We start from the raw sequence: 18,601 nt of genomic DNA, 5'->3' as shown, positions 1-18,601 counted from the left end.
GCGGTTGCGTCACCGGTCCCAACGGCGACGCGCTTCAGAGGCCGCCGGTCGGCAAGCGTCCCGAGCAAAACCCGGGCGGGCACCGGCTGCGCTCCGCGGCGGCGCTGCCACGGGGCGTGTGCGTAGCGGGACAGTAGCGACCCGGTTCGCTCAGCGGAAGACTCCGTCCAGAATCCGGTCAGTGTCCGCTGAGAGCGGTGTTGCGTTTGTCCTGGTAAGCCCGGCGCACATCACTCCCTGTACACCACCCCCGCACAACGCGCACACACCAATGCGCCGGTCCCGTACGCAACGGAACCGGCGCCCTGATCCTCGTACTCCTGCATGCGTGTGTCACCGCATACGGGTCGCCCACTCCTGCACCTTGGCGATCCGCTGCCTCAACTGCCCCGCCGTCGCCTCCGCGCTCGGCGGCCCGCCGCACACGCGCCGCAGCTCGGTGTGGATCACGCCGTGCGGCTTGCCGCTCTGGTGGACGTACGCCCCGACCATCGTGTTGAGCTGCTTCCTCAGCTCCAGCAGCTCCTTGTGTGTGACCACCGGCCGCCGCTCGGCGGGGAGTTCGAGGAGGTCGGCCTCGTCGGCGGGCTTCTTGCGGCTGTGCGCGATCTGCCGCGCCTGCCGCTTCTGGAGCAGGAGCTGGACCTGATCGGGTTCGAGGAGCCCCGGAATCCCGAGGTAGTCCTGCTCCTCTTCGCTCCCCGGGTGGGCCTGCATGCCGAACTCGGCGCCGTCGTACAACACGCGGTCGAAGGTGGCCTCGGACTCCAGCGCCTCGAAGGCGAACTCCTCCTGCTCGCCGGTGTCCTCGTCCTGCTCCTTGTTCGCCTCCTCCATCTCCTTCTCGGATTCGGCGTACGGGTCCTCCTCGCCCTCCTTCTTCGGCTTGTCGAGGGCGTGGTCGCGTTCGACCTCCATCTCGTTGGCGAAGGTGAGGAGGTCGGGGACGGTCGGCAGGAAGACGGAGGCGGTCTCGCCGCGGCGCCGGGACCGTACGAAGCGGCCGACGGCCTGGGCGAAGAAGAGCGGCGTGGAGATGGTGGTCGCGTACACGCCGACGGCCAGCCGGGGCACGTCCACGCCCTCGGAGACCATGCGGACGGCGACCATCCAGCGGTCGTTGCTGTGGCTGAACTCGTCGATCCGCTCGGACGCGCCGGTGTCGTCGGACAGGACGAGGGTCGCCTTGTCGCCCGTGATCTCGCGGATCAGCTTGGCGTACGCGCGTGCCGAGTCCTGGTCGGAGGCGATGACGAGGGCGCCGGCATCCGGGATGCCCTTCCGTACCTCGGTGAGCCGCTGGTCGGCGGCGCGCAGCACGCTCGGCATCCACTCGCCGCGCGGATCGAGGGCGGTGCGCCAGGCCTGGCTGACGGCGTCCTTGGTCATGGGCTCGCCGAGGCGGGCGGCGATCTCGTCGCCCGCCTTCGTACGCCACCGCATGTTGCCGCTGTAGGAGAGGAAGATGACGGGCCGGACCACGCCGTCGCCGAGAGCGCTGCCGTACCCGTACGTGTAGTCGGCGGCGGACCGCCGGATCCCGTCGTTGCCTTCCTCGTACGCCACGAAGGGGATGGGGTTGGTGTCGGAGCGGAACGGCGTACCCGTGAGCGCGAGGCGGCGGGTCGCGGGCTCGAACGCCTCGAGGCAGGCCTCGCCCCAGGACTTCGAGTCGCCGGCGTGGTGGATCTCGTCGAGGATGACGAGCGTCTTGCGCTGCTCGACGCGGTTGCGGTGCAGCATGGGCCGTACGCCCACACCGGCGTATGTGACCGCGACGCCCTGGTACTCCTTGCTGAGCGGCCCCGCGCTGTACTCCGGGTCCAGCCTGATCCCTATCCGCGCCGCCGCCTCGGCCCACTGCTTCTTCAGATGCTCGGTCGGCGCGACCACCGTCACCTGCTGCACGACGTGGTGGTGCAGCAACCACGAGGCAAGCGTCAGCGCGAAGGTCGTCTTACCGGCCCCGGGCGTGGCAACGGCAAGAAAGTCACGCGGCTGCTCCTGCAGATACTTCTCCATCGCCCCCTGCTGCCAGGCACGCAACTTACTGGCGGTACCCCAAGGGGCACGCCCGGGAAAGGCGGGCGACAGGTGGTGTGAGGAGGGAGTGTTGGCGGTGGTAGTCACGGTCTCCGTGGGGTGGTTGATCGAAAGGGGCCAACGCGCAGCGCGTCAGGTAGGGCGGTGGTGGGAGACGGGCGGGCGGCCAGGTGCGTATGACAACCGGGCCACCTTATCGGCGGCCCGGTTGAGGGAACACGCGGACTACGCCGCCCGACCCGTGGATGGGACCCAGCTCACAGTCAGCGCGCGAAGCGCGGCAACTGGGCGGCGATCTTGGGCACGTCCAGGGCGCCCTGACAGACGTCCAGCACGAACCTCTCGGCCTCGTCCACGTCGAACTCCGCATCCAGCGGGTGCCCGTTCATGTGCAGGAACACCCAGGTCGCGTACCAAGCGATGCGCTTGTTCCCGTCAACGAGCGCGTGATTGCGGGCGAGCGATTCCATCAGCGCCGCCGCCTTCTGCCAGACGTCCGGATACGCGTCCTGCCCGAACACGCTCGACTGCGGACGCGCCAGCGCCGAGTCCAGGAGCCCGTAATCGCGCACCTCGTCCGCCCCGAGCCGCTTCGCGAGGTTCAGCAGCTCGGGCAACGTGAGGTAGTGCATCAGGCGAGCCTCCGGTTCAGCTCAGCACTGGCCTTCAGCACATGGTCGGCCGCTTCGTTGAACAACCGCGAGTGTTCGTTTATGGCCGAGATCACGGCATCGTGCGCGAACGCCTGCATGCTGCGCCCCTCGGCTGCCGCCCGCTCGCGCAGCGCGTCCAGCTCTTCTTCCGTAAACCGCAGGTTCAGTCCAGCCATAGGTCGACGGTACTACGTGGTACCGCCCGGTGTCATCAGCGCTCAGCCCGCAGCCGCGTAGTCACCCAAGCCCCCGCCAACGCCACCCCCGCCATCGGCAAGAACACGGCGGCGAACGCGGCCGGTGGTGCGCCGGCGCCAGCCGCTGACGTAGCGGCGTGGGTCACCGTGCCGCCGCCCAAGGCCGCGAATGCCGCGCCGCCCGCTGCCAGCAGCAGGACGTTCGACAGGCCGTCGGATATCTGGAGCGCGGCGGAGTTGGCGCCGGCCTCCTCCGGGGCGGAGAGGTGCAGCAGGAGAACGCTGGTGGAGGAGATCACCAGGCCCATCCCGAAGCAGCCGAACGCCCATGTCACCGCCAGCGTCCACACCGGCACCGCGTCGATCAGCACACTCGGAGCGGCGGCGATCGCGGCTGCGACCAGCACCATCCCCAGGCCCATCAACCGCTCCCGGTACGGCTCCACCCGCGCCCTCGACTGCACGAACGACCCCAGCGCCCAGGTCGCCCCGCCTGCCGCGAGCGAGAACCCGGCGAGCGTCGGCGACAGTCCCCGCTGCGTGACCAGCATCAGCGGTACGAAGGACTCCGCCGCGATGAACGACCCGGCCGCGACCCCGCGCAACAGCACCACGGACGGCAGCCCGCGCGCCGCCCGGTACGTCCCGCGCGGCAGCAGACCGAGCACCGCCGGCACCAGTAACGCCGTCCCCGCCACGGCCGGGACCGCCGACAGCCACCGCACGCTTTCATCGGACACCGCTTGCGCCGCGTACTGCAGCAGACCCGCGCCCAGCGAGATCCCCAGCGCCAGCCGGATCCGGCGCCGGTCGAAGGGGGCAGCGACGGCGCCCTCCGTCGGGCCGGACGCCAACCGCCGTATCTGCGGCAGGGCGAGCGCCAGTGGGAACACCACCAGGACCGGTATGCCGATGAACACCCAGCGCCAGCCGAGCTGTTCGGTCACCGAGCCGGCGGCCAGCGGCCCTACTATGGACGGGATCACCCAGCTCGCCGCGAACGCCGCCATGATCGACGGCCGCAGGTGTTCCGGATACGCCCGCCCCACGACCACGTACAGCGCCACGATCACCAGCCCGCCGCCGAACCCTTGCACTGCCCGGCCGAGGATGAACAGCCACATCACCCCCGCCGTCCCGGACAGCGCCAGCCCAGCCGCGAACGCCCCGATCCCCGCGGTCAGCGCCGCCAGCGGGCCGTGCCGGTCCGACCACTGCCCGGCCAGCACCATCCCGAACAGGCTCGTCGTGAAGTACGCCGAGAACGCGAACGCGTACAACGAGACCCCGTCGAGCTCCCGCGCCGCCACCGGCATCGCGGTCCCTACCGCGGTCGCCTCAAAGGCGATCAGCAGCACGACGGACACGATCCCGATGCTCAGCGCGCGGTAGGGGCGGCTGAGCACGCTGTCTTCGGCGCTGGCATCGGCGCCGGTGGTGGCGGTCGCGGTGGCTTCGGCCAGTGCGGCTGGTTCGGCCGCGGTGTCCGCGACGTCGGCGTCGCTCGGTTCCCGGGTGGTCATGGTCGCCAGCGTAAGGGGCACGGCACCCGTTGACCCCTGTCGCTAGGTGGTGATCGCCTAAGACCTTGGTCGTACACCCTCGCCCCCCTTTCTTGAGCTTTGTGAACGCGGTATGGCAGTCCCATTGCAGCCCCCGTCGATCGCTTGAGCCTCCCCTCACCAGCGGCCTACGGTCGACAACATCGAGTTCGGAACAAGCGATTCGGAAGAAGCGCATTGCTCCCAACCCGGCCGTGTGCCCGAGTGGTTGAGGGGACCGCCTGCGCTGCATCCATTAGCGGGCTCCGCCCGCGGGGGTTTACACCGGTTCGAATCCGGTCACGGCCTCCAAGGCCTCCGATCACAGCCCCCGCTCACAGCCCCTGCTGCGTCTCCGCGCGATGCAGCAGCCACAGCGTGAACGCGAGCGTCGATATGTCGGCGTTGAGCGGTCGCAGCCCGGCGTCCGAGGCGGACCACTCGTGGAGCTCTCCGGTGGTGCCGTCGACGAGGAGGTCGGTGTCCTCGACGACGGGACGGTCCGGGCGGCCGAGACAACCAAGGCGACCGAGGCGGATCAACCGGTCAGCAGCATCCGGGAGTTGGCCCCCAGGGACCGGAGCCGTGACCTCCTCGGCCGCGTACCGCTCGGCGAGCGTCTGCAGCGGCACGTCCATCTCGAGCTGGAACGTGACCCCGTCCTCCGGAAGACCCGTCTCCCGGAGGAACCGGCGGGTCGGCTCGTGCGTGAGCGTGGCCGGGAAGTCGACGTCCTCGAAACGCATGATCCCGCCCGCGCCGAACTCCTCGTCGAGCAGCCGCGTCGGCAGCTGGAGCCGCAGTCCCGTGCCCGGATCGGCGATCCGAGTGAGGGAATGAACCAGCGCCGTCATCCGCCAGTACGCCGCCACCTCGCCCCGAACAGCCGTCGCGCCGGCCGCCACCCCCAGCCGACGCCCCGCGCCGCCTCCGCGCTCGTCGTCGGCCAACGCGCAAGCCCCCGTACCGGCGTTCGTCCTCATGGCTCCCCCGTACATGTGATCGCACAGTCCATCCCCAGCAGGACCCAGCCCCCGTCCCAGCAGCCGCTCCCCACTGATCGAAAACCATACGCCGCCCCACTGACAACGCCCCAGAGCCCAAGCGCCACAAGGCTTCCGGCGCCCAGTCGCGACACCAGCCACAAACCGTCAACAGCCTCAGACCATCAACAGCCGCAGGCCGTCACTGCCCCGTCGTCACCACGGCCGCCTGCGGCCGGATCGGCAGGCGGTTCACCGGGCGCCCCGTCGCCGCCCGCACGGCGGAGGCGATGGCCGCCGGGGTGGTCACCACCGGTACCGCGCTGGCCGACTTCGCTCCGAAGGGGGCGACCACGTCGCGTTCCTCGAGGAGTTTGACGATGCGGATGTCGGGGGTGTCGAGGGCGGTGGGCAGGGCGTAGCCGGTGAGGTCGGGGTGGCGGACCAGGCCGCGTGCGGTGCGCAGGTTCTCGGTGAGGGCGGCGCCCACGCCCTGGGTGACGCCGGCTTCGATACGGGCTCTGAGCTGGGCGGGGTTCAGGATCCGCCCGACGTCTTGGGCGAGCGCCAGTTCGACGACGCGTACGGAGCCCAGCTCGATGTCGACGTCGACGACCGCGCGGATCGCGCAGAAGGCCATGCCCACGAAGGCGTCCCCTTGGCCGGCTTCGTCCAGTGGCTCGGTGGGGTGCGGGCGGCACTGGGCGGTGGCCCACAGTTCCTTGCCGTCCAGGGCCTCCGTGACGGTGGTCGACAGCACGCCGTCGTACGAGGTGATCTTGCCGTCGGTGATCTGGAGCAGCTCCGTGGACATCCCGAACTTGTGCGCAAGGGGCTGCAGAAGTTGCGTACGGACCATCTTGGCGGCCCGTTCGACCGCGCCGCCGGAGACCCAGGTGTGGCGGCCGCGGCAGCCCGGTCCCGCCGGAGGCTGATCGGTGTCTACGGAGGCGACGTGCACCTCTTCGATGCCGAGCGTCTCCTGGACGATCTGCCGGGCCAGCGTGGTGAAGCCCTGGCCGGTCTCCACGGCCGCGCAGAGCACTGTGGCGACGCCGTCGTGGACCTTCACGGTGGCCGTAGAGACCTCATCCGCGCCCTCGGCGCCGAGCATGTGGACCATGCCCAGGCCGTAGCCGACACCGCGTCGCACGGCGCCCGGTTCGCCCGCGCCTTCGGGTCCGCCCGGCAGCAGCCAGTCCTCCTCGGGGGTGTCCTTGGGGAGGGCGGGCAGCGGGAAGTCCCGTACGGCCTGGAGGAGTTCGGCCACGGGGGCCGGGCAGGTCATCGACTGGCCGGTGGGAAGTACGTCCCCTGTAGACATCACATTGCGCATGCGCAGCTCGGCCGGGTCCATGCCCAGTCTCTTCGCGAGCTTGTCCATCTGCGCCTCGTAGGCGGCGCAGACCTGCATGGCGCCCTCGCCGCGCACATGGCCGGAGGGCGGGTTGTTGGTGCGTACGGCCCAGCCCTCGATGAAGGCGTTCGGGACGATGTACGGTCCGCAGGCGAAGGAGACCGCGGCGGCCAGGGCCTCCGAGGACGTGTCCGCGTACGCGCCCGCGTCGAGCAGGATCTGCGCCTCGACCTTCACCAGCCTGCCCTCGGCGTCCGCGTGGTGGCGGTAGCGCAGGAGGGTGGGGTGGCGGTGGACGTGTCCGAGGAAGGATTCTTCGCGTGTCGCCGCGAGTTTGACCGGACATCCGGTCTTCAGGGCGAGCAGCCCCAGGGGGAGCTGGAAGCCCTGGTCCTCGCGGTCGGCGGTGGCGCCGGGCACGCCGGTGACGACGACCTTCACGCGCTCCGGTTCGAGGCCGAAGCAGGCGGCGGCGGTGTCGCGGTCGGCGTGCGGGTCGGTGGACGCCAGGTAGAGCTCGACGCCGCCGTCGGGGCGGGGCACGGCGAGGCCGGCCTCGGCGCCGATCGGGGCCGGGTCCTGGCGGCCGATGCGGTACAGGCCCTCGACGACGATCTCGCCGGCCGCCTCGGAGTCGCCGTGCCGCAGCGGGATGTGGCGGATCAGGTTGCCGTCGGGGTGCAGGGGTTCGGCTTCGAAGGCCTGCTCGGGGTCGGTCACCGGGTCGAGTACTTCGTACTCGACGATGACGGCGGCGGCGGCCATCCGCGCGGTGTCCGGGTGGTCGGCGGCGACGGCCGCGATGGGCTCCCCGTGGTGGCGTACGACCTCGGAGGCGAACACCGGGCGGTCGGCCGTACCGCGGCCGTACAACGCGCTGCCCGGTACGTCCTCGTGCGTGACGACGGCCCGTACGCCGACCATCTGGAGCGCGTGGGAGGTGTCGATGGAGACGATGCGCGCGTGCGGGTGCGGGGAGCGCAGCACGGCGGCCCACAGCAGGCCCTCGGCCCACAGGTCGGCCGCGTACGGGAACGTGCCCTCCGTCTTGGCGCAGGCTTCCACGGACGACAGGGACGCGCCCAGGCCGTGCTGCGGCGCGGGGTCCTGAGCGGGAGCGGCCTCCACAGTGGTCGTGGTGGCGGTTTCGTTGCTCACGCCTGGCCTCCGTCCCGACCGTAGGGCTGCTGACGCGGCGCTGACGCCTCGTACGCCGATGGGTCGACGCTACCCCCGCCGGGGCCCGCCTGGTGCGGGATACGGGCCTCTTCGGCGTCCTGGGCGGCTTCGGCGGACGCGTTCGCCTCGCGCTCGGCGACGACTTCGCGCACGGCGTCGAGGACGCCGCGGTAGCCGGAGCAGCGGCACAGGTTGCCGCACAGCGCCTTGCGGGTCTCCAGTTCGCTGGGCGCCGGGTTGCCCTCCAGGAGGTCGTGCACGGTCATCGCCATCCCAGGGATGCAGAAACCGCACTGCACGGCGCCGCACTTGGAGAGGGCCCGCTGTACGTCCGAGGGCTGCCCGGCGGCGGCCAGACCCTCGACGGTGCGCACCTCGCTGCCCGCGGTGGTCACGGCGGGCACCAGGCAGGACGCCACGAGCCGGCCGTCGACCTGCACGTTGCAGGCCCCGCACTCGCCCTGCGAGCAGCCGTCCTTGGCGCCGGCGAGTCCGAGCCGCTCACGCAGCACGTAGAGGAGCGATTCGCCGATCCAGGCGGCCGTCACGGGCCGGTCGACGCCGTTGACCCGCAGAACGTACGAGGACAGGGGGTGCATCTCGTCGTGCGCAAGCGCACTCGGGGTGTCGCCGTCCTCGGATTCCTCGGCGCTGCCTTCAGGGTTGCCCGCGCCGTCAGCGGACTCCGGAGCCTGCTCGGATTCCTCGGGCGCCTCCTGGGGCACCGTTTCGGACTCGGCGCCCGGTTCGTCGGCGTACTCCTGAGAACTGTGCTCCGGAGAATCGTGCTCCGTAGTGCCGTGCTCCGTAGCAGTGCCGTGCCCCTGAGTGTCGTGCTTCGCAGTGCCGTACTCGGGCGACTCCTCCACCGGCTCTTCGTGCTCTACGGAGACGCTCTCCGAAGAGGCCCTCTCCTGTGAATGACCCTCTAGGGAGACGGCGATTTCGTCGGCGTGCTGTCCGGAGACGTCGATGATCTCGGCGGCCTCGTCGGCGCGGGAGGCCGCGGAACTCTCGGCGTGGCGGGCGTCCTCGTCCGATGCGAAGAGGTGCTCGGCGGCCTGCGGCTCAGACACGTGCGGCTCGGGCTGCGCCCAGGAATCCTGCGACCAAGGCGCCGCCGCACCGCCGGGCAACGTTGCCGGAGGGCTGCCGCCCCACTGCTCGACCAGGGCCGAGGTGGAGTACTCGCCGGACTCGTCGGGCAGATCACCGTCGGCGACGGGGATGGACCACTCTCCGGTCACGTCGTGTCCGGGAGCGCTCGGGCCGTCCTGTGCGGGCGCTGCGGGCTCCTCGAAGGTCCACTGGCCGGTGGCCCCCGGGTGGTACGAGAAACCGTCGTGAGCGGGCTGCTGCGGCGGTTCGTCGCGCTGCGCGTTCGGGTCCGGCCACCGCACCTCCTGCGGCTGCCCCTCCTCGGACTCGATGTGCGGCGGTACGTAGCCATGGCCGGGTGCTGCGAGCGGGGAGTCGGACCGGAGTGCGTCGATGCCCCCTTCGGGGAGCTGGACGAAGGCGGTGGCGCCGTCGTCGTAGTCCCCCTGGGGCAGCGGATCCCAGCGGCTGCCCGGCCGGGGCGTGCCCTCTCCGTGCTGGTCGTCGGTCACGAAAGTGCCCTCCCCAGTGCTCGTCGGGCCAGCGCGGCGACGGTGCGCCGCAGGTGCAGTACAGCGGGCGGCAGTTGCTCCACGGAGCCGTCCTCCGCGGGGGCCGGGTCGGGGATGCAGGCCGCCGCGACGTACTCCCCGAAGGCGTCCCGCGCTTCCGGCACGATCGCGCGGTTGTTGTCCCAGTCGATCAGCGAGGCGACCCACTGCTCGGCCTCCAGGGGCCGCAGCGGCATGGGCGCTATGGCGCCGACGGCGCACCGCACTCCGCGCCGGGCGGGGTCGAGGACGAGCGCCACGGACGCCAGGGCGCGTCCGGGTCCGGTCCGTCCGGTCGCCTTCAGGAAGACCTGCGGGGCGTGCAGCAGCGGCACGCGGACGTACCCGATGAGTTCGCCGGCGCGCAGCATCTCCACCCCGGCGAGCAGATGCGAGACGGGGATCTCACGACGGGCGCCGCCCTGGCCCGCGATGATCAACGTGGCCTCCAGGGCGGCCAGTACCGGAAGCGCGTCTCCCGTAGGGGCGGCCGAGGCGATGTTGCCGCCCAGGGTGCCCGCGTTACGGATCTGCGGGGGACCCGCGGCTCTCGCGGCGGCCGCGAGCGCCGGGATGAGGGCCGCGAAGTCGGGGCGGCCCATGCGGGCGTGCGTGAGGCCCGCGCCGAGCAGCGCGTGGCCGTCCTGGTACTGCCAGCCGCGGATCTCGCTGATCCGGCCGAGGCCGACGAGCGCGGCGGGCCGCATATGCCCGGAGTTGACGGAGGTCATGAGGTCGGTGCCGCCGGCCACCGGAACGGCCGCCGGCGTGGCGGCGAGCGCCGCCACGGCCTCGTCCAGAGACGCGGGCAGCGTCACGGTCTGCGCCGCCTGCGGTGCGTGCGTGGTCAAACCGGCTGCCCCTTCCCGCTGTCCCACCTGGTCCCACCTGTGTTGCCGTACGGTACGTGCTGACAGGGCGGACGTGGCAACTCTGGCACATCTTCCCCACCGCACGATGCGGGGGTCCGCTAGGAGGCTTTCGCACCCGCAACTGGCGGGTTGGTCCGTTTTCGCACGACATCACCGGGTCAGGGCGAATCGGCGGATTTCACAGAGCCTTGGGTGCCTTTCGCCCGGGTGCCACCGTTCCAGGGCAGCCGGTTCGCGGCACCCCCTTGAGAGCCGGCTCACACGTTTGGGGGCGCCCCCTCGATCGGGCGTCCGAGCACCCCCGGTCGCCGCTGCCAGGGCAGGGGGCCCGTGGGCGGGCGGTAGGCCACTCCCAAGGCGTCAAGTCGCTTGTAGTGGGCGGTCATCCGCTGCTCGAAGCCCGCGAAGTCCCGTTTCGCGGGAGCGGGCAGCGCACTCCACGCGACCTCGGCGAAGGCCGCGAGCCGAGGGAACGTCTGATAGTCCACGCGCGCGTGGTCCTCCATCACCTCGGTCCACACGTTGGCCTGCGTACCGAGGACATGCCGCGCCTGATCAGGGGTCAACTGCGGTGGAACGGGCTCGAAGCGGTAGACGTCCTCCAGGGTGCGTACGTAGCCGATGGGCACCGGTTCGTCGGCGCCGCCGTCCTGACGGTGGTCCAAGTACACCTGCTGCTCCGGGCACATGACGACGTCGTGGCCCGCCTGGGCGGCCGTAATACCGCCTTGGTAGCCGCGCCATGACGAAACGGCAGCCCCAGGCGCGAGGCCCAATTTTGTCGTCTCGCCTCCGGGCGCTCTGATCCCCTGTCGACTCCCCCAGCCTCCGGCCGGGGGTGCCCCCACCTCGTCGAGCGGTCGCTTCGCTCCCTCCTCCTCGTCGCTTTCGACAGGGGCGCGCCCTTCGGCTCGACTCCCGCCCTCCAGGATCTCGTCCCAGCCGATCAGCCGACGCCCGCGCGCGGTCAGCCAGTTGTCGAAGTGCCGGATGAACCACGACTGCAACTCGTCCTCGTCCGCGAGCCCCAACTCCCGGATTCGTGCCTGCACCGTCGGCGACTGCTTCCACTGCTCCTTGGCGCACTCGTCGCCGCCGACGTGGATGAACTCCGAGGGGAACAGCTCCAGGACCTCCTCGAAGACCTCCTCGTAGAACCGAAGGGTGTTGTCAGTGGGGGCGAGTACGTTCAAGGAGATGCCCCAGTTGTCCCAGACGGAGAGGGAGGTCGTGTCGATGACGTCGGTGTTGCCGAGTTCCGGATACGCGGCGATGGCGGCCTGCGAATGGCCCGGGATGTCGATCTCGGGGACGACGGAGATATGCCGCTCGGCGGCGTACGCGACGATCTCGCGGATGTCGTCCTGCGTGTAGTAGCCGCCGTGCGGCTTCTCCTCCCAGAACGGTGAGGCACGATGGCCGAATTTCGTACGCGCCCGCCAGGAGCCGACCTCCGTGAGCTTCGGGTGACGCTTGATCTCGATGCGCCAGCCCTGGTCGTCGGTCAGATGGAAGTGGAAGACGTTCAGCTTGTGCGCGGCCATCAGGTCGAGATAGCGCAGCACGCCGTCCTTGGGCATGAAGTGCCGGGCCACGTCGAGCATGAGGCCGCGCCAGCGGAAGCGGGGCGCGTCCTCGATCGTGACGTACGGCACGGCCCAGGCGCGGTCGCGCCGGAGCGGTGCCCTGCGGTACGCGTCGGGGCCGAGGAGTTGCCGTAGCGACTGGGCGCCCCAGAACACACCGGCCGCGCTGCCGCCCTCGAGGAGGACGCCGGATTCGTCGCTGACGAGGCGGTACTCCTCGGGGCCGAGTGCGGGGTCGAGCTGGAGCCCGATGCCGTCGCCGTAGGTGTCGTCGAGTTCCCGCCCCTCGTGCAGGGGCAGGCCAGTGGCGTCCCGGAGGACGGTGCGCAGCCAGTGGCCGACACCCTCCGTCGCGGTGTCGGCGTAGAGCTGGGAGTGCGCCGTCAGCCGCACCTCGCCGCCCGGACCGGCGACGAGGCTGCGGGGCGCGGGGATCAGTTCAGTCACGTCAGTCCTTTACCGCGCCGCCCAGTCCGGAGACCAGCCGTCGCTGTACGAGTACGAAGAAGACCAGCACCGGAATCGTCATCACCGTGGACGCTGCCATGACGCCGCCCCAGTCCGGCTCCTCCGGCTTGTAGAAGACGAGGAGAGCCATCGGCAGAGTCGACTGCGAGGTGTCGCTGATGATGAAGGACTTGGCGAACAGGAAGTCGTTCCAGGTCGAGATGAACGAGAACACACTGGTGGCGACGAGCCCGGGAAAGACCAGAGGGAAAAGGATCTGCCACAGGAACCGCGCCCGGCTCGCTCCGTCGATGTACGCGGCCTCCTCCAGGGCCTCCGGGACCGCCTTCACAAAGCCCCGCAGCATCCAGATGGCGAACGGCAGGGAGAACGCGATGTGCGGCAGGACCAGCGAACCCAGTGTGTTCAGCTGACCGAAGTCCCGCATCAGAAAGAAGAGGGGGATCGTCAGCGCCTCGATGGGCACCATCTGCGCGATGAGGAACATGATCAGCAAGGTCGTGCGGAGACGGAAGCGGAATCGTGTCACAGCGGTCGCCGCGAGGAACGCGATGAGTGCGGAGGCGACGACCACGGCGACCGCGACGGTAAGGCTGTTGAGGAAGTAACGGCCGAATTCCTGTTGCCCGAAGACACGCCGGAAGGAATCCAGGGACGGGGTGAGCGTCCAGGGACGGGGCTCGGTCGACTCGATCTCGCCGGCCGGTTTGAAGGCGCTCAGCACCATCCAGTAGAGGGGGAACGCGACCACGGCGGCGATCAGCAGAGCCGATGCCTCCGCGGCCAGCCGCCAGGGCCGGCGCACCCGGAACCGTACGGGAAAACGCGACGAACTCAAGGAACTCACAGCTCCTCCCCTTGCCTGCGCAGCAGCCGCAGATAGACGAGTGTGACCGCCAGGAGAATCAGCAGCATCACCACTCCGATCGCCGAGCCGAGGCTGTACTGCGAGGAGGCGAACGCCTTCTGGTACGCGTACACGTTCAGCACGAGGTTCTGTCCGGCGATCCCGCCGCCGTTCGTCATGACGTAAATCTGGGTGAAGACCTTGAAGTCCCAGATGACGGACTGGATGGTGACGACCACGAGGATCGGCCGGAGCATCGGCGCGAGCACCGAGCGCCAGATGCGCCACTGCGAGGCGCCGTCCAGGGCGGCCGCCTCCAGCACCTCTTCGGGGACGGCGCGGATGCCCGCGTACACCGTGACCATCACGAACGGGAAGGAGCACCAGACGACTTCGAGGAGTACGAGGGCGAAGGCGCTGTAGCGGTCGTACGTCCACGAGTGGTCGCCGAGACCCAGCATGCGGTTGACCGGCCCGAAATCGGGGTCGAACAGGAGCAGCCACACGGTCGAGCCGGTGACCGCGGGCGTGGCCCAGGCGCCGAGCGCGGCCAGCATCAGGGCGAGCCGCGGCACGGCCCGTACGCGCGTCAGCAGCACGGCGAGCGCGCAGCCGACGGCGAGCGTCGACACGACGCAGGCCGCCGCGAACACCATGGTCGCGAGCAGCACTTGCCAGAACTGATCGTCCGCGAAGAGCGTCGCGTAGTTCCCGAACCCCTGGAAGGTCGTCGGTTCACCACCGCTGACCTGGGCCTGCGTGTACTCGAGGAACGAGATCAGCCCGAGCTGGTAGACGGGGTAGACCAGCAGCCCGCCGAGGACGACGAGGGCGGGCGCGAGATAGAGCCACGGCGTCCAGCCACCGCTCCCGCGCCGCCACGTGCGCCCCGGCCGGCCACCACCGCGCGCCGGGCTCCCCGCCACCCGCCGGGCCGGGGCCGAAGCCCCGCCGACCGGAGACTTGCGGGCCATCCCCACGCCACCGCGCGCCGCACTCCCTGCCGCTGAGCTGTGGCCCGGCGGCGGAGGGTCCGGGAGCGGGTCTTTCGTCATGCGCTTCACCCCGCGGAGCTGAACGCGTCGTTCATCTTCTTCGTCGCGTCCTCAGAAGCCGCCGCCACGTCCTTCTTGCCACTGATGACCTCCTGGAACATCGTCGGCAGGACGAGCGAGGCGTCGATCTGCGCCCAGGCCGGCGAGGCGGGTACGAACTTGGTGCCGGCGCCGAGCGTCTTCACGAAGGGCTCGACGAACGGCTCCTTCTTCGCGACGTCCGCGCGCACATCCGAGTACGTCGGCAGGAAGCCCATCGCGTCGAACAGCTCACCCTGCGTCTTCTTCGACGCGAGCTGCTTCATCAGGTCGACGGCGAGCGTGCGGTGCGAAGTGCTCTTCAGTACGCCGATGTTGTTGCCGCCCGCGAAGGCCGGCGCGATCTCGCCCGCCTTCAGACCCGGCAGCGGTACGACGGCGTACTTGCCCTTGACCTTCCCGGCCTCGACCGCCTGGTGGTTGAAGTCACCGCCGATCGCCATGCCCGCCTTGCCGGAGGCGAAGGCCGTGATCGTGTCGTTGCCGCCCATGCTCGCGCACTTGGCGGCCGGACAGTTGTCGTCGCCGAACAGCGACGTGTACGCCGTGATGCCCTTCCGGGCCGCCGCGCTGTCGATCGCCGCCGTGTACGAACCGCCCTCGCCCTCGGCGATCTCGCCGCCGTTGGACCAGACGAACGGCATCGCGCCGTACGTGAACGCCCCGCCGACCGCGAGCCCGTACAGCTCGGGCTTCGCCTGCCGGATCTCCTTCGCGGTGGAGATCAACTCGCTCTGTGTCTTCGGGACTTCGAGGTCCAGCTCCTTGAAGACATCGGTGCGGTAGTACAGCGCGCGGACGCCGACGAAGAACGGGGCGCCGTAGATCTTCCCGTCGACCGTCACGGACTGCTTGGCCGTCGGATCGGTGTCCTTGGCCTCGCTCCAGTCCCCGAACTCCTCGGTGATGTCGGCGAGTCCACCGTCCTTGACGTATCCGGCGGTGTCGGTGTTGCCGTACTCCATGAGGTCCGGCGCGCTGTTGGGATCGTTGAAGGCGGCCTTGATCCGCTGGGCGCGGGTCTCGACCGGTATGTACTCGACCTCGACCTCCGTTCCCTCGTGGGCCTTCTCGAAGGCGTCCACGGTGGCGTCGACGACCTTCTGCTTCGGCCCGGTATTGACCTCCTGGAAGAGCCACACGCGCAGCGTCCCGCTCTTCTCGTCCTTGCCGCCGGAACTGTCGGAGGACTCAGGGGCACAGGCGGTCGCGGTGAGGACGGCGACGACAAGTGCGGCTATGGGGGCGGCTGTTCGGGCGGAACGGCGGACAGGGAATCTGGCCGCGAGTCTGACGGGGAACTTCATCGGTTTCCTCCGAAGGGGCGAGTGTTGCAACATGCGCAATGCTTGTTTCACTCTGCACAACACGACGGAGGCTAGAAGTTCATGGACATGCAAACAAGACCAACCCAAAGGTCTCTACCACTCTGTGACCGCCGAAAGCGCCCTGTGCAACGGCCCTGGACACACGACGAGGCCGCGGCACCCCGCATCGGGATGCCGCGGCCTCGTTGGGCATGCCGCACTACACGACGTACCGCGGCCTGCCTAAGGGAAAGCGGGCGTTACTTGTCGCCGCCCTTGCCCTGGTCTCCGCCGGAGCCCATGGACTCGTAGATCTCCTTGCACATGGGGCACACGGGATACTTCTTCGGATCGCGGCCCGGGACCCACACCTTGCCGCAGAGCGCGACGACAGGCGTGCCGTCCAGCGCGCTCGCCATGATCTTGTCCTTCTGGACGTAATGGGCGAAGCGCTCATGGTCACCGTCACCGTGCGAGGTCTGCGGCGCCGGCTCGACCAGGGTCCCCGTACCAGTCCCGCGCTGAGGCTGGGTCTCAGGCTCAAGAGTGCTCATGACTGCAAGGGTACTGAAGCTCACAGGCATCAGTTGAGCGAAGGGTCGTCCGGGTACGTCGCCACCATCGCCAGCTCGTTGCGCTGCCGGCGGAGGACCTCGCGCCACAGCCGTTCGGGAGACGGGGAGGAGACGTCGCCGGGCTCGGATTCGACGACGTACCAGGCGCCCTCGGTCAGTTCGTCCTCCAGCTGGCCCGGACCCCAGCCGGCGTACCCGGCGAAGATCCGCAGGCTGCCGACGGCCGAGGCGAGCAGTTCCGGCGGGGCTTCCAGGTCCACGAGCCCGATCGCGCCGTGCACCCGGCGCCAGCCGAGCGGTGCGCGCTCCCCCAGGGAGCCGCCGGGAATGACCGCGACGCCGAGCGCCGAGTCGAGCGAGACCGGGCCGCCCTGGAAGACGACTCCGGGCTCCCCGGCGAGGTCCGCCCAGCCCTCGAGGATGTCGCCGACGTCCACCGGGGTGGGGCGGTTGAGGACGACACCCAGGGAACCCTCCTCGTCGTGGTCGAGGAGCAGCACCACAGCGCGGTCGAAATTCGGGTCCGCCAGGGCGGGAGTGGCCACGAGCAGCCGCCCTGTGAGCGAGGACACCTCGGTCATGCCTGACATGATCCCGCATCTTCCCCCTGGGAGGGGAGGCATTGCCAATGGAGCGGTGAAAGCAGCTCAGGGCGTACAGAAGCAGGCAGAGCGCACGGACGCGCCAGTGACCCCGCGTACCCGCCGGAGAACCGTTCGTGTTGTGGCAAAGCTATGACGGAGCTGAGCCGTACTTGGGCTACCGATACCGGGGTAGGCGCCCATTACGCTTGCTGCTCCGGTTCACGGCCGCCCAGCGAACCTGCCCCTGTGAACCTGCCCCCTGTCCAACTTCATCGGAACGCGAGATACATGACCGTCAACGGTTCAGACGACGTCCTGCTTGTCCACGGCGGAACCCCGCTGGAGGGTGAGATCCGTGTCCGTGGTGCGAAGAACCTCGTACCGAAGGCGATGGTCGCCGCCCTGCTCGGCAGCGCTCCGAGCCGGCTGCGCAATGTGCCCGACATCCGTGACGTACGTGTCGTACGCGGGCTGCTGCAGCTGCATGGGGTGACGGTCCGGCCGGGAGAGGAGCCGGGCGAGCTGGTCCTGGACCCGTCGCACGTGGAGAGCGCGAACGTCGCGGACATCGACGCGCACGCGGGCTCCTCGCGCATCCCGATCCTGTTCTGCGGACCGCTGCTGCACCGGCTCGGCCATGCGTTCATCCCGGGCCTGGGCGGCTGTGACATCGGCGGCCGGCCGATCGACTTCCACTTCGAGGTGCTGCGGCAGTTCGGCGCGACGATCGAGAAGCGGGTGGACGGCCAGTACCTGGAGGCTCCGCAGCGGCTGCGCGGCACCAAGATCCGGCTGCCGTACCCGTCCGTGGGCGCGACCGAGCAGGTGTTGCTGACGGCGGTCCTGGCGGAGGGTGTGACGGAGCTCTCGAACGCGGCCGTGGAGCCGGAGATCGAGGACCTGATCTGCGTACTGCAGAAAATGGGCGCGATCATCGCGATGGACACCGACCGCACCATCCGCGTCACGGGCGTGGACAAGCTCGGCGGCTACACCCACGCGGCCCTCCCGGACCGCCTGGAGGCCGCCTCCTGGGCTTCCGCGGCGCTCGCCACCGAAGGCAACATCTACGTCCGCGGCGCCCAGCAGCGCTCGATGATGTCGTTCCTGAACACCTACCGGAAGGTCGGCGGCGCCTTCGAGATCGACGACGAGGGCATCCGCTTCTGGCACCCCGGCGGCCAGCTGAAGTCCATCGCGCTGGAGACGGACGTGGCCCCCGGCTTCCAGACCGACTGGCAGCAGCCGCTCGTCGTCGCCCTGACGCAGGCGACGGGCCTGTCGATCGTCCACGAGACGGTGTACGAGTCCCGCCTCGGCTTCACCTCCGCCCTGAACCAGATGGGCGCGCACATCCAGCTCTACCGCGAGTGCCTCGGCGGCTCCAACTGCCGCTTCGGCCAGCGCAACTTCCTGCACTCCGCGGTCGTCTCGGGCCCGACCAAGCTCCAGGGCGCCGACCTGGTTATCCCCGACCTCCGCGGCGGCTTCTCGTACCTCATCGCCGCACTGGCGGCCCAGGGCACGTCCCGGGTCCACGGCATCGACCTGATCAACCGCGGCTACGAGAACTTCATGGAGAAGCTGGGCGACTTGGGCGCGAAGGTCGAACTGCCCGGTAAAGCGCTCGGCTGACCGCAGTCTCCTCGCTCCGGCTCAGGACAGC

The 18,601-nt window shown here is 69.9% G+C and carries 15 protein-coding genes and 1 tRNA gene; 2 read left to right on the top strand and 14 right to left on the bottom strand.

Translation table 11 applies throughout. The features are described from left to right. Positions 1-333: 333 nt before the first annotated feature. From OHT21_RS29140 to OHT21_RS29125, 4 genes are all read right to left on the bottom strand, one after another. The gene (locus tag OHT21_RS29140) at positions 334-2,130 is read right to left on the bottom strand and encodes a DEAD/DEAH box helicase (RefSeq protein WP_328771252.1); all 1,797 of its coding nucleotides are present in this window, start codon (positions 2,128-2,130) and stop codon (positions 334-336) included. A gap of 176 nt (positions 2,131-2,306) precedes the next feature. Next, positions 2,307-2,675 carry a type II toxin-antitoxin system death-on-curing family toxin gene (locus OHT21_RS29135; protein ID WP_328771251.1) on the bottom strand — a complete coding sequence of 123 codons (369 nt, stop codon included), beginning with the start codon at positions 2,673-2,675 and terminating at the stop codon, positions 2,307-2,309. Continuing rightward, entirely contained in the window at positions 2,675-2,872 is a 198-nt protein-coding gene (locus OHT21_RS29130; RefSeq protein WP_328771250.1) for a hypothetical protein, read from the bottom strand. Before OHT21_RS29130 ends, OHT21_RS29135 begins: the two co-directional genes overlap by 1 nt. A gap of 35 nt (positions 2,873-2,907) precedes the next feature. Beyond that, positions 2,908-4,416, bottom strand: coding sequence for an MFS transporter (locus OHT21_RS29125; RefSeq protein WP_328771249.1), 1,509 nt, complete (start codon positions 4,414-4,416; stop codon positions 2,908-2,910). 229 nt (positions 4,417-4,645) lie between these two features. On the opposite strand from OHT21_RS29125, the gene OHT21_RS29120 reads away from it, so the two are divergent. Beyond that, positions 4,646-4,746 (top strand) — tRNA-OTHER (locus OHT21_RS29120). Positions 4,747-4,769: 23 nt separating this feature from the next. Here OHT21_RS29120 and OHT21_RS29115 read toward each other — a convergent pair. The 10 genes from OHT21_RS29115 to OHT21_RS29070 all read right to left on the bottom strand — a co-directional run bounded on the left by OHT21_RS29115 (position 4,770) and on the right by OHT21_RS29070 (position 16,932). Continuing rightward, on the bottom strand, positions 4,770-5,417 hold the full coding sequence (locus tag OHT21_RS29115) for an SUKH-4 family immunity protein (protein ID WP_443050443.1): 648 nt from the start codon (positions 5,415-5,417) through the stop codon (positions 4,770-4,772). 202 nt (positions 5,418-5,619) lie between these two features. Further along, entirely contained in the window at positions 5,620-7,932 is a 2,313-nt protein-coding gene (locus OHT21_RS29110) for a xanthine dehydrogenase family protein molybdopterin-binding subunit (RefSeq protein ID WP_328771248.1), read from the bottom strand. After that, the gene (locus OHT21_RS29105; protein WP_328771246.1) at positions 7,929-9,563 is read right to left on the bottom strand and encodes a (2Fe-2S)-binding protein; all 1,635 of its coding nucleotides are present in this window, start codon (positions 9,561-9,563) and stop codon (positions 7,929-7,931) included. The genes OHT21_RS29110 and OHT21_RS29105 overlap by 4 nt, the downstream gene beginning before the upstream one ends. After that, positions 9,560-10,453 carry an FAD binding domain-containing protein gene (locus OHT21_RS29100; protein ID WP_328771245.1) on the bottom strand — a complete coding sequence of 298 codons (894 nt, stop codon included), beginning with the start codon at positions 10,451-10,453 and terminating at the stop codon, positions 9,560-9,562. The genes OHT21_RS29105 and OHT21_RS29100 overlap by 4 nt, the downstream gene beginning before the upstream one ends. Positions 10,454-10,731: 278 nt before the next feature. Further along, positions 10,732-12,507 carry a beta-N-acetylhexosaminidase gene (locus OHT21_RS29095; protein ID WP_328771244.1) on the bottom strand — a complete coding sequence of 592 codons (1,776 nt, stop codon included), beginning with the start codon at positions 12,505-12,507 and terminating at the stop codon, positions 10,732-10,734. 1 nt (position 12,508) lies between these two features. After that, a complete protein-coding gene (locus OHT21_RS29090) occupies positions 12,509-13,375 on the bottom strand; it encodes a carbohydrate ABC transporter permease (protein ID WP_432952360.1) in 867 nt (288 codons plus the stop codon). Continuing rightward, positions 13,372-14,349, bottom strand: coding sequence for a carbohydrate ABC transporter permease (locus OHT21_RS29085; protein ID WP_328774259.1), 978 nt, complete (start codon positions 14,347-14,349; stop codon positions 13,372-13,374). Before OHT21_RS29085 ends, OHT21_RS29090 begins: the two co-directional genes overlap by 4 nt. Before the next feature lie 86 nt (positions 14,350-14,435). Then, a complete protein-coding gene (locus OHT21_RS29080; protein WP_328771242.1) occupies positions 14,436-15,776 on the bottom strand; it encodes an extracellular solute-binding protein in 1,341 nt (446 codons plus the stop codon). A 260-nt stretch (positions 15,777-16,036) separates the two neighbouring features. Beyond that, positions 16,037-16,330, bottom strand: a complete 294-nt coding sequence (locus OHT21_RS29075; protein ID WP_165263639.1) for a DUF3039 domain-containing protein — start codon at positions 16,328-16,330, stop codon at positions 16,037-16,039. Between the two features lie 29 nt (positions 16,331-16,359). After that, positions 16,360-16,932 carry a YqgE/AlgH family protein gene (locus OHT21_RS29070; protein ID WP_328771241.1) on the bottom strand — a complete coding sequence of 191 codons (573 nt, stop codon included), beginning with the start codon at positions 16,930-16,932 and terminating at the stop codon, positions 16,360-16,362. A 291-nt stretch (positions 16,933-17,223) separates the two neighbouring features. Here OHT21_RS29070 and murA point away from each other — a divergent pair, with 291 nt between their 5' ends. Beyond that, positions 17,224-18,570 (top strand): UDP-N-acetylglucosamine 1-carboxyvinyltransferase, encoded by a 1,347-nt coding sequence (gene murA / locus OHT21_RS29065; RefSeq protein ID WP_328771240.1) that lies wholly within the window; start codon positions 17,224-17,226, stop codon positions 18,568-18,570. Positions 18,571-18,601 lie beyond the last annotated feature (31 nt).

Origin of the sequence: Streptomyces sp. NBC_00286 (assembly GCF_036173125.1) — a bacterium.
GTDB lineage: Bacteria > Actinomycetota > Actinomycetes > Streptomycetales > Streptomycetaceae > Streptomyces.
This window is presented reverse-complemented; position numbering and strand designations above follow the sequence as displayed.

Excerpts from the sequence above, each read along its gene's own strand:
- OHT21_RS29075 (WP_165263639.1), bottom strand. The coding sequence starts at position 16,330 with ATGAGCACTCTTGAGCCTGAGACCCAGCCTCAGCGCGGGACTGGTACG.
- OHT21_RS29130 (WP_328771250.1), bottom strand. The coding sequence starts at position 2,872 with ATGGCTGGACTGAACCTGCGGTTTACGGAAGAAGAGCTGGACGCGCTG.
- OHT21_RS29115 (WP_443050443.1), bottom strand. The coding sequence starts at position 5,417 with ATGAGGACGAACGCCGGTACGGGGGCTTGCGCGTTGGCCGACGACGAG.
- OHT21_RS29135 (WP_328771251.1), bottom strand. The coding sequence starts at position 2,675 with ATGCACTACCTCACGTTGCCCGAGCTGCTGAACCTCGCGAAGCGGCTC.
- OHT21_RS29080 (WP_328771242.1), bottom strand. The coding sequence starts at position 15,776 with ATGAAGTTCCCCGTCAGACTCGCGGCCAGATTCCCTGTCCGCCGTTCC.
- murA (WP_328771240.1), top strand. The coding sequence starts at position 17,224 with ATGACCGTCAACGGTTCAGACGACGTCCTGCTTGTCCACGGCGGAACC.
- OHT21_RS29085 (WP_328774259.1), bottom strand. The coding sequence starts at position 14,349 with ATGGCCCGCAAGTCTCCGGTCGGCGGGGCTTCGGCCCCGGCCCGGCGG.
- OHT21_RS29125 (WP_328771249.1), bottom strand. The coding sequence starts at position 4,416 with ATGACCACCCGGGAACCGAGCGACGCCGACGTCGCGGACACCGCGGCC.
- OHT21_RS29070 (WP_328771241.1), bottom strand. The coding sequence starts at position 16,932 with ATGACCGAGGTGTCCTCGCTCACAGGGCGGCTGCTCGTGGCCACTCCC.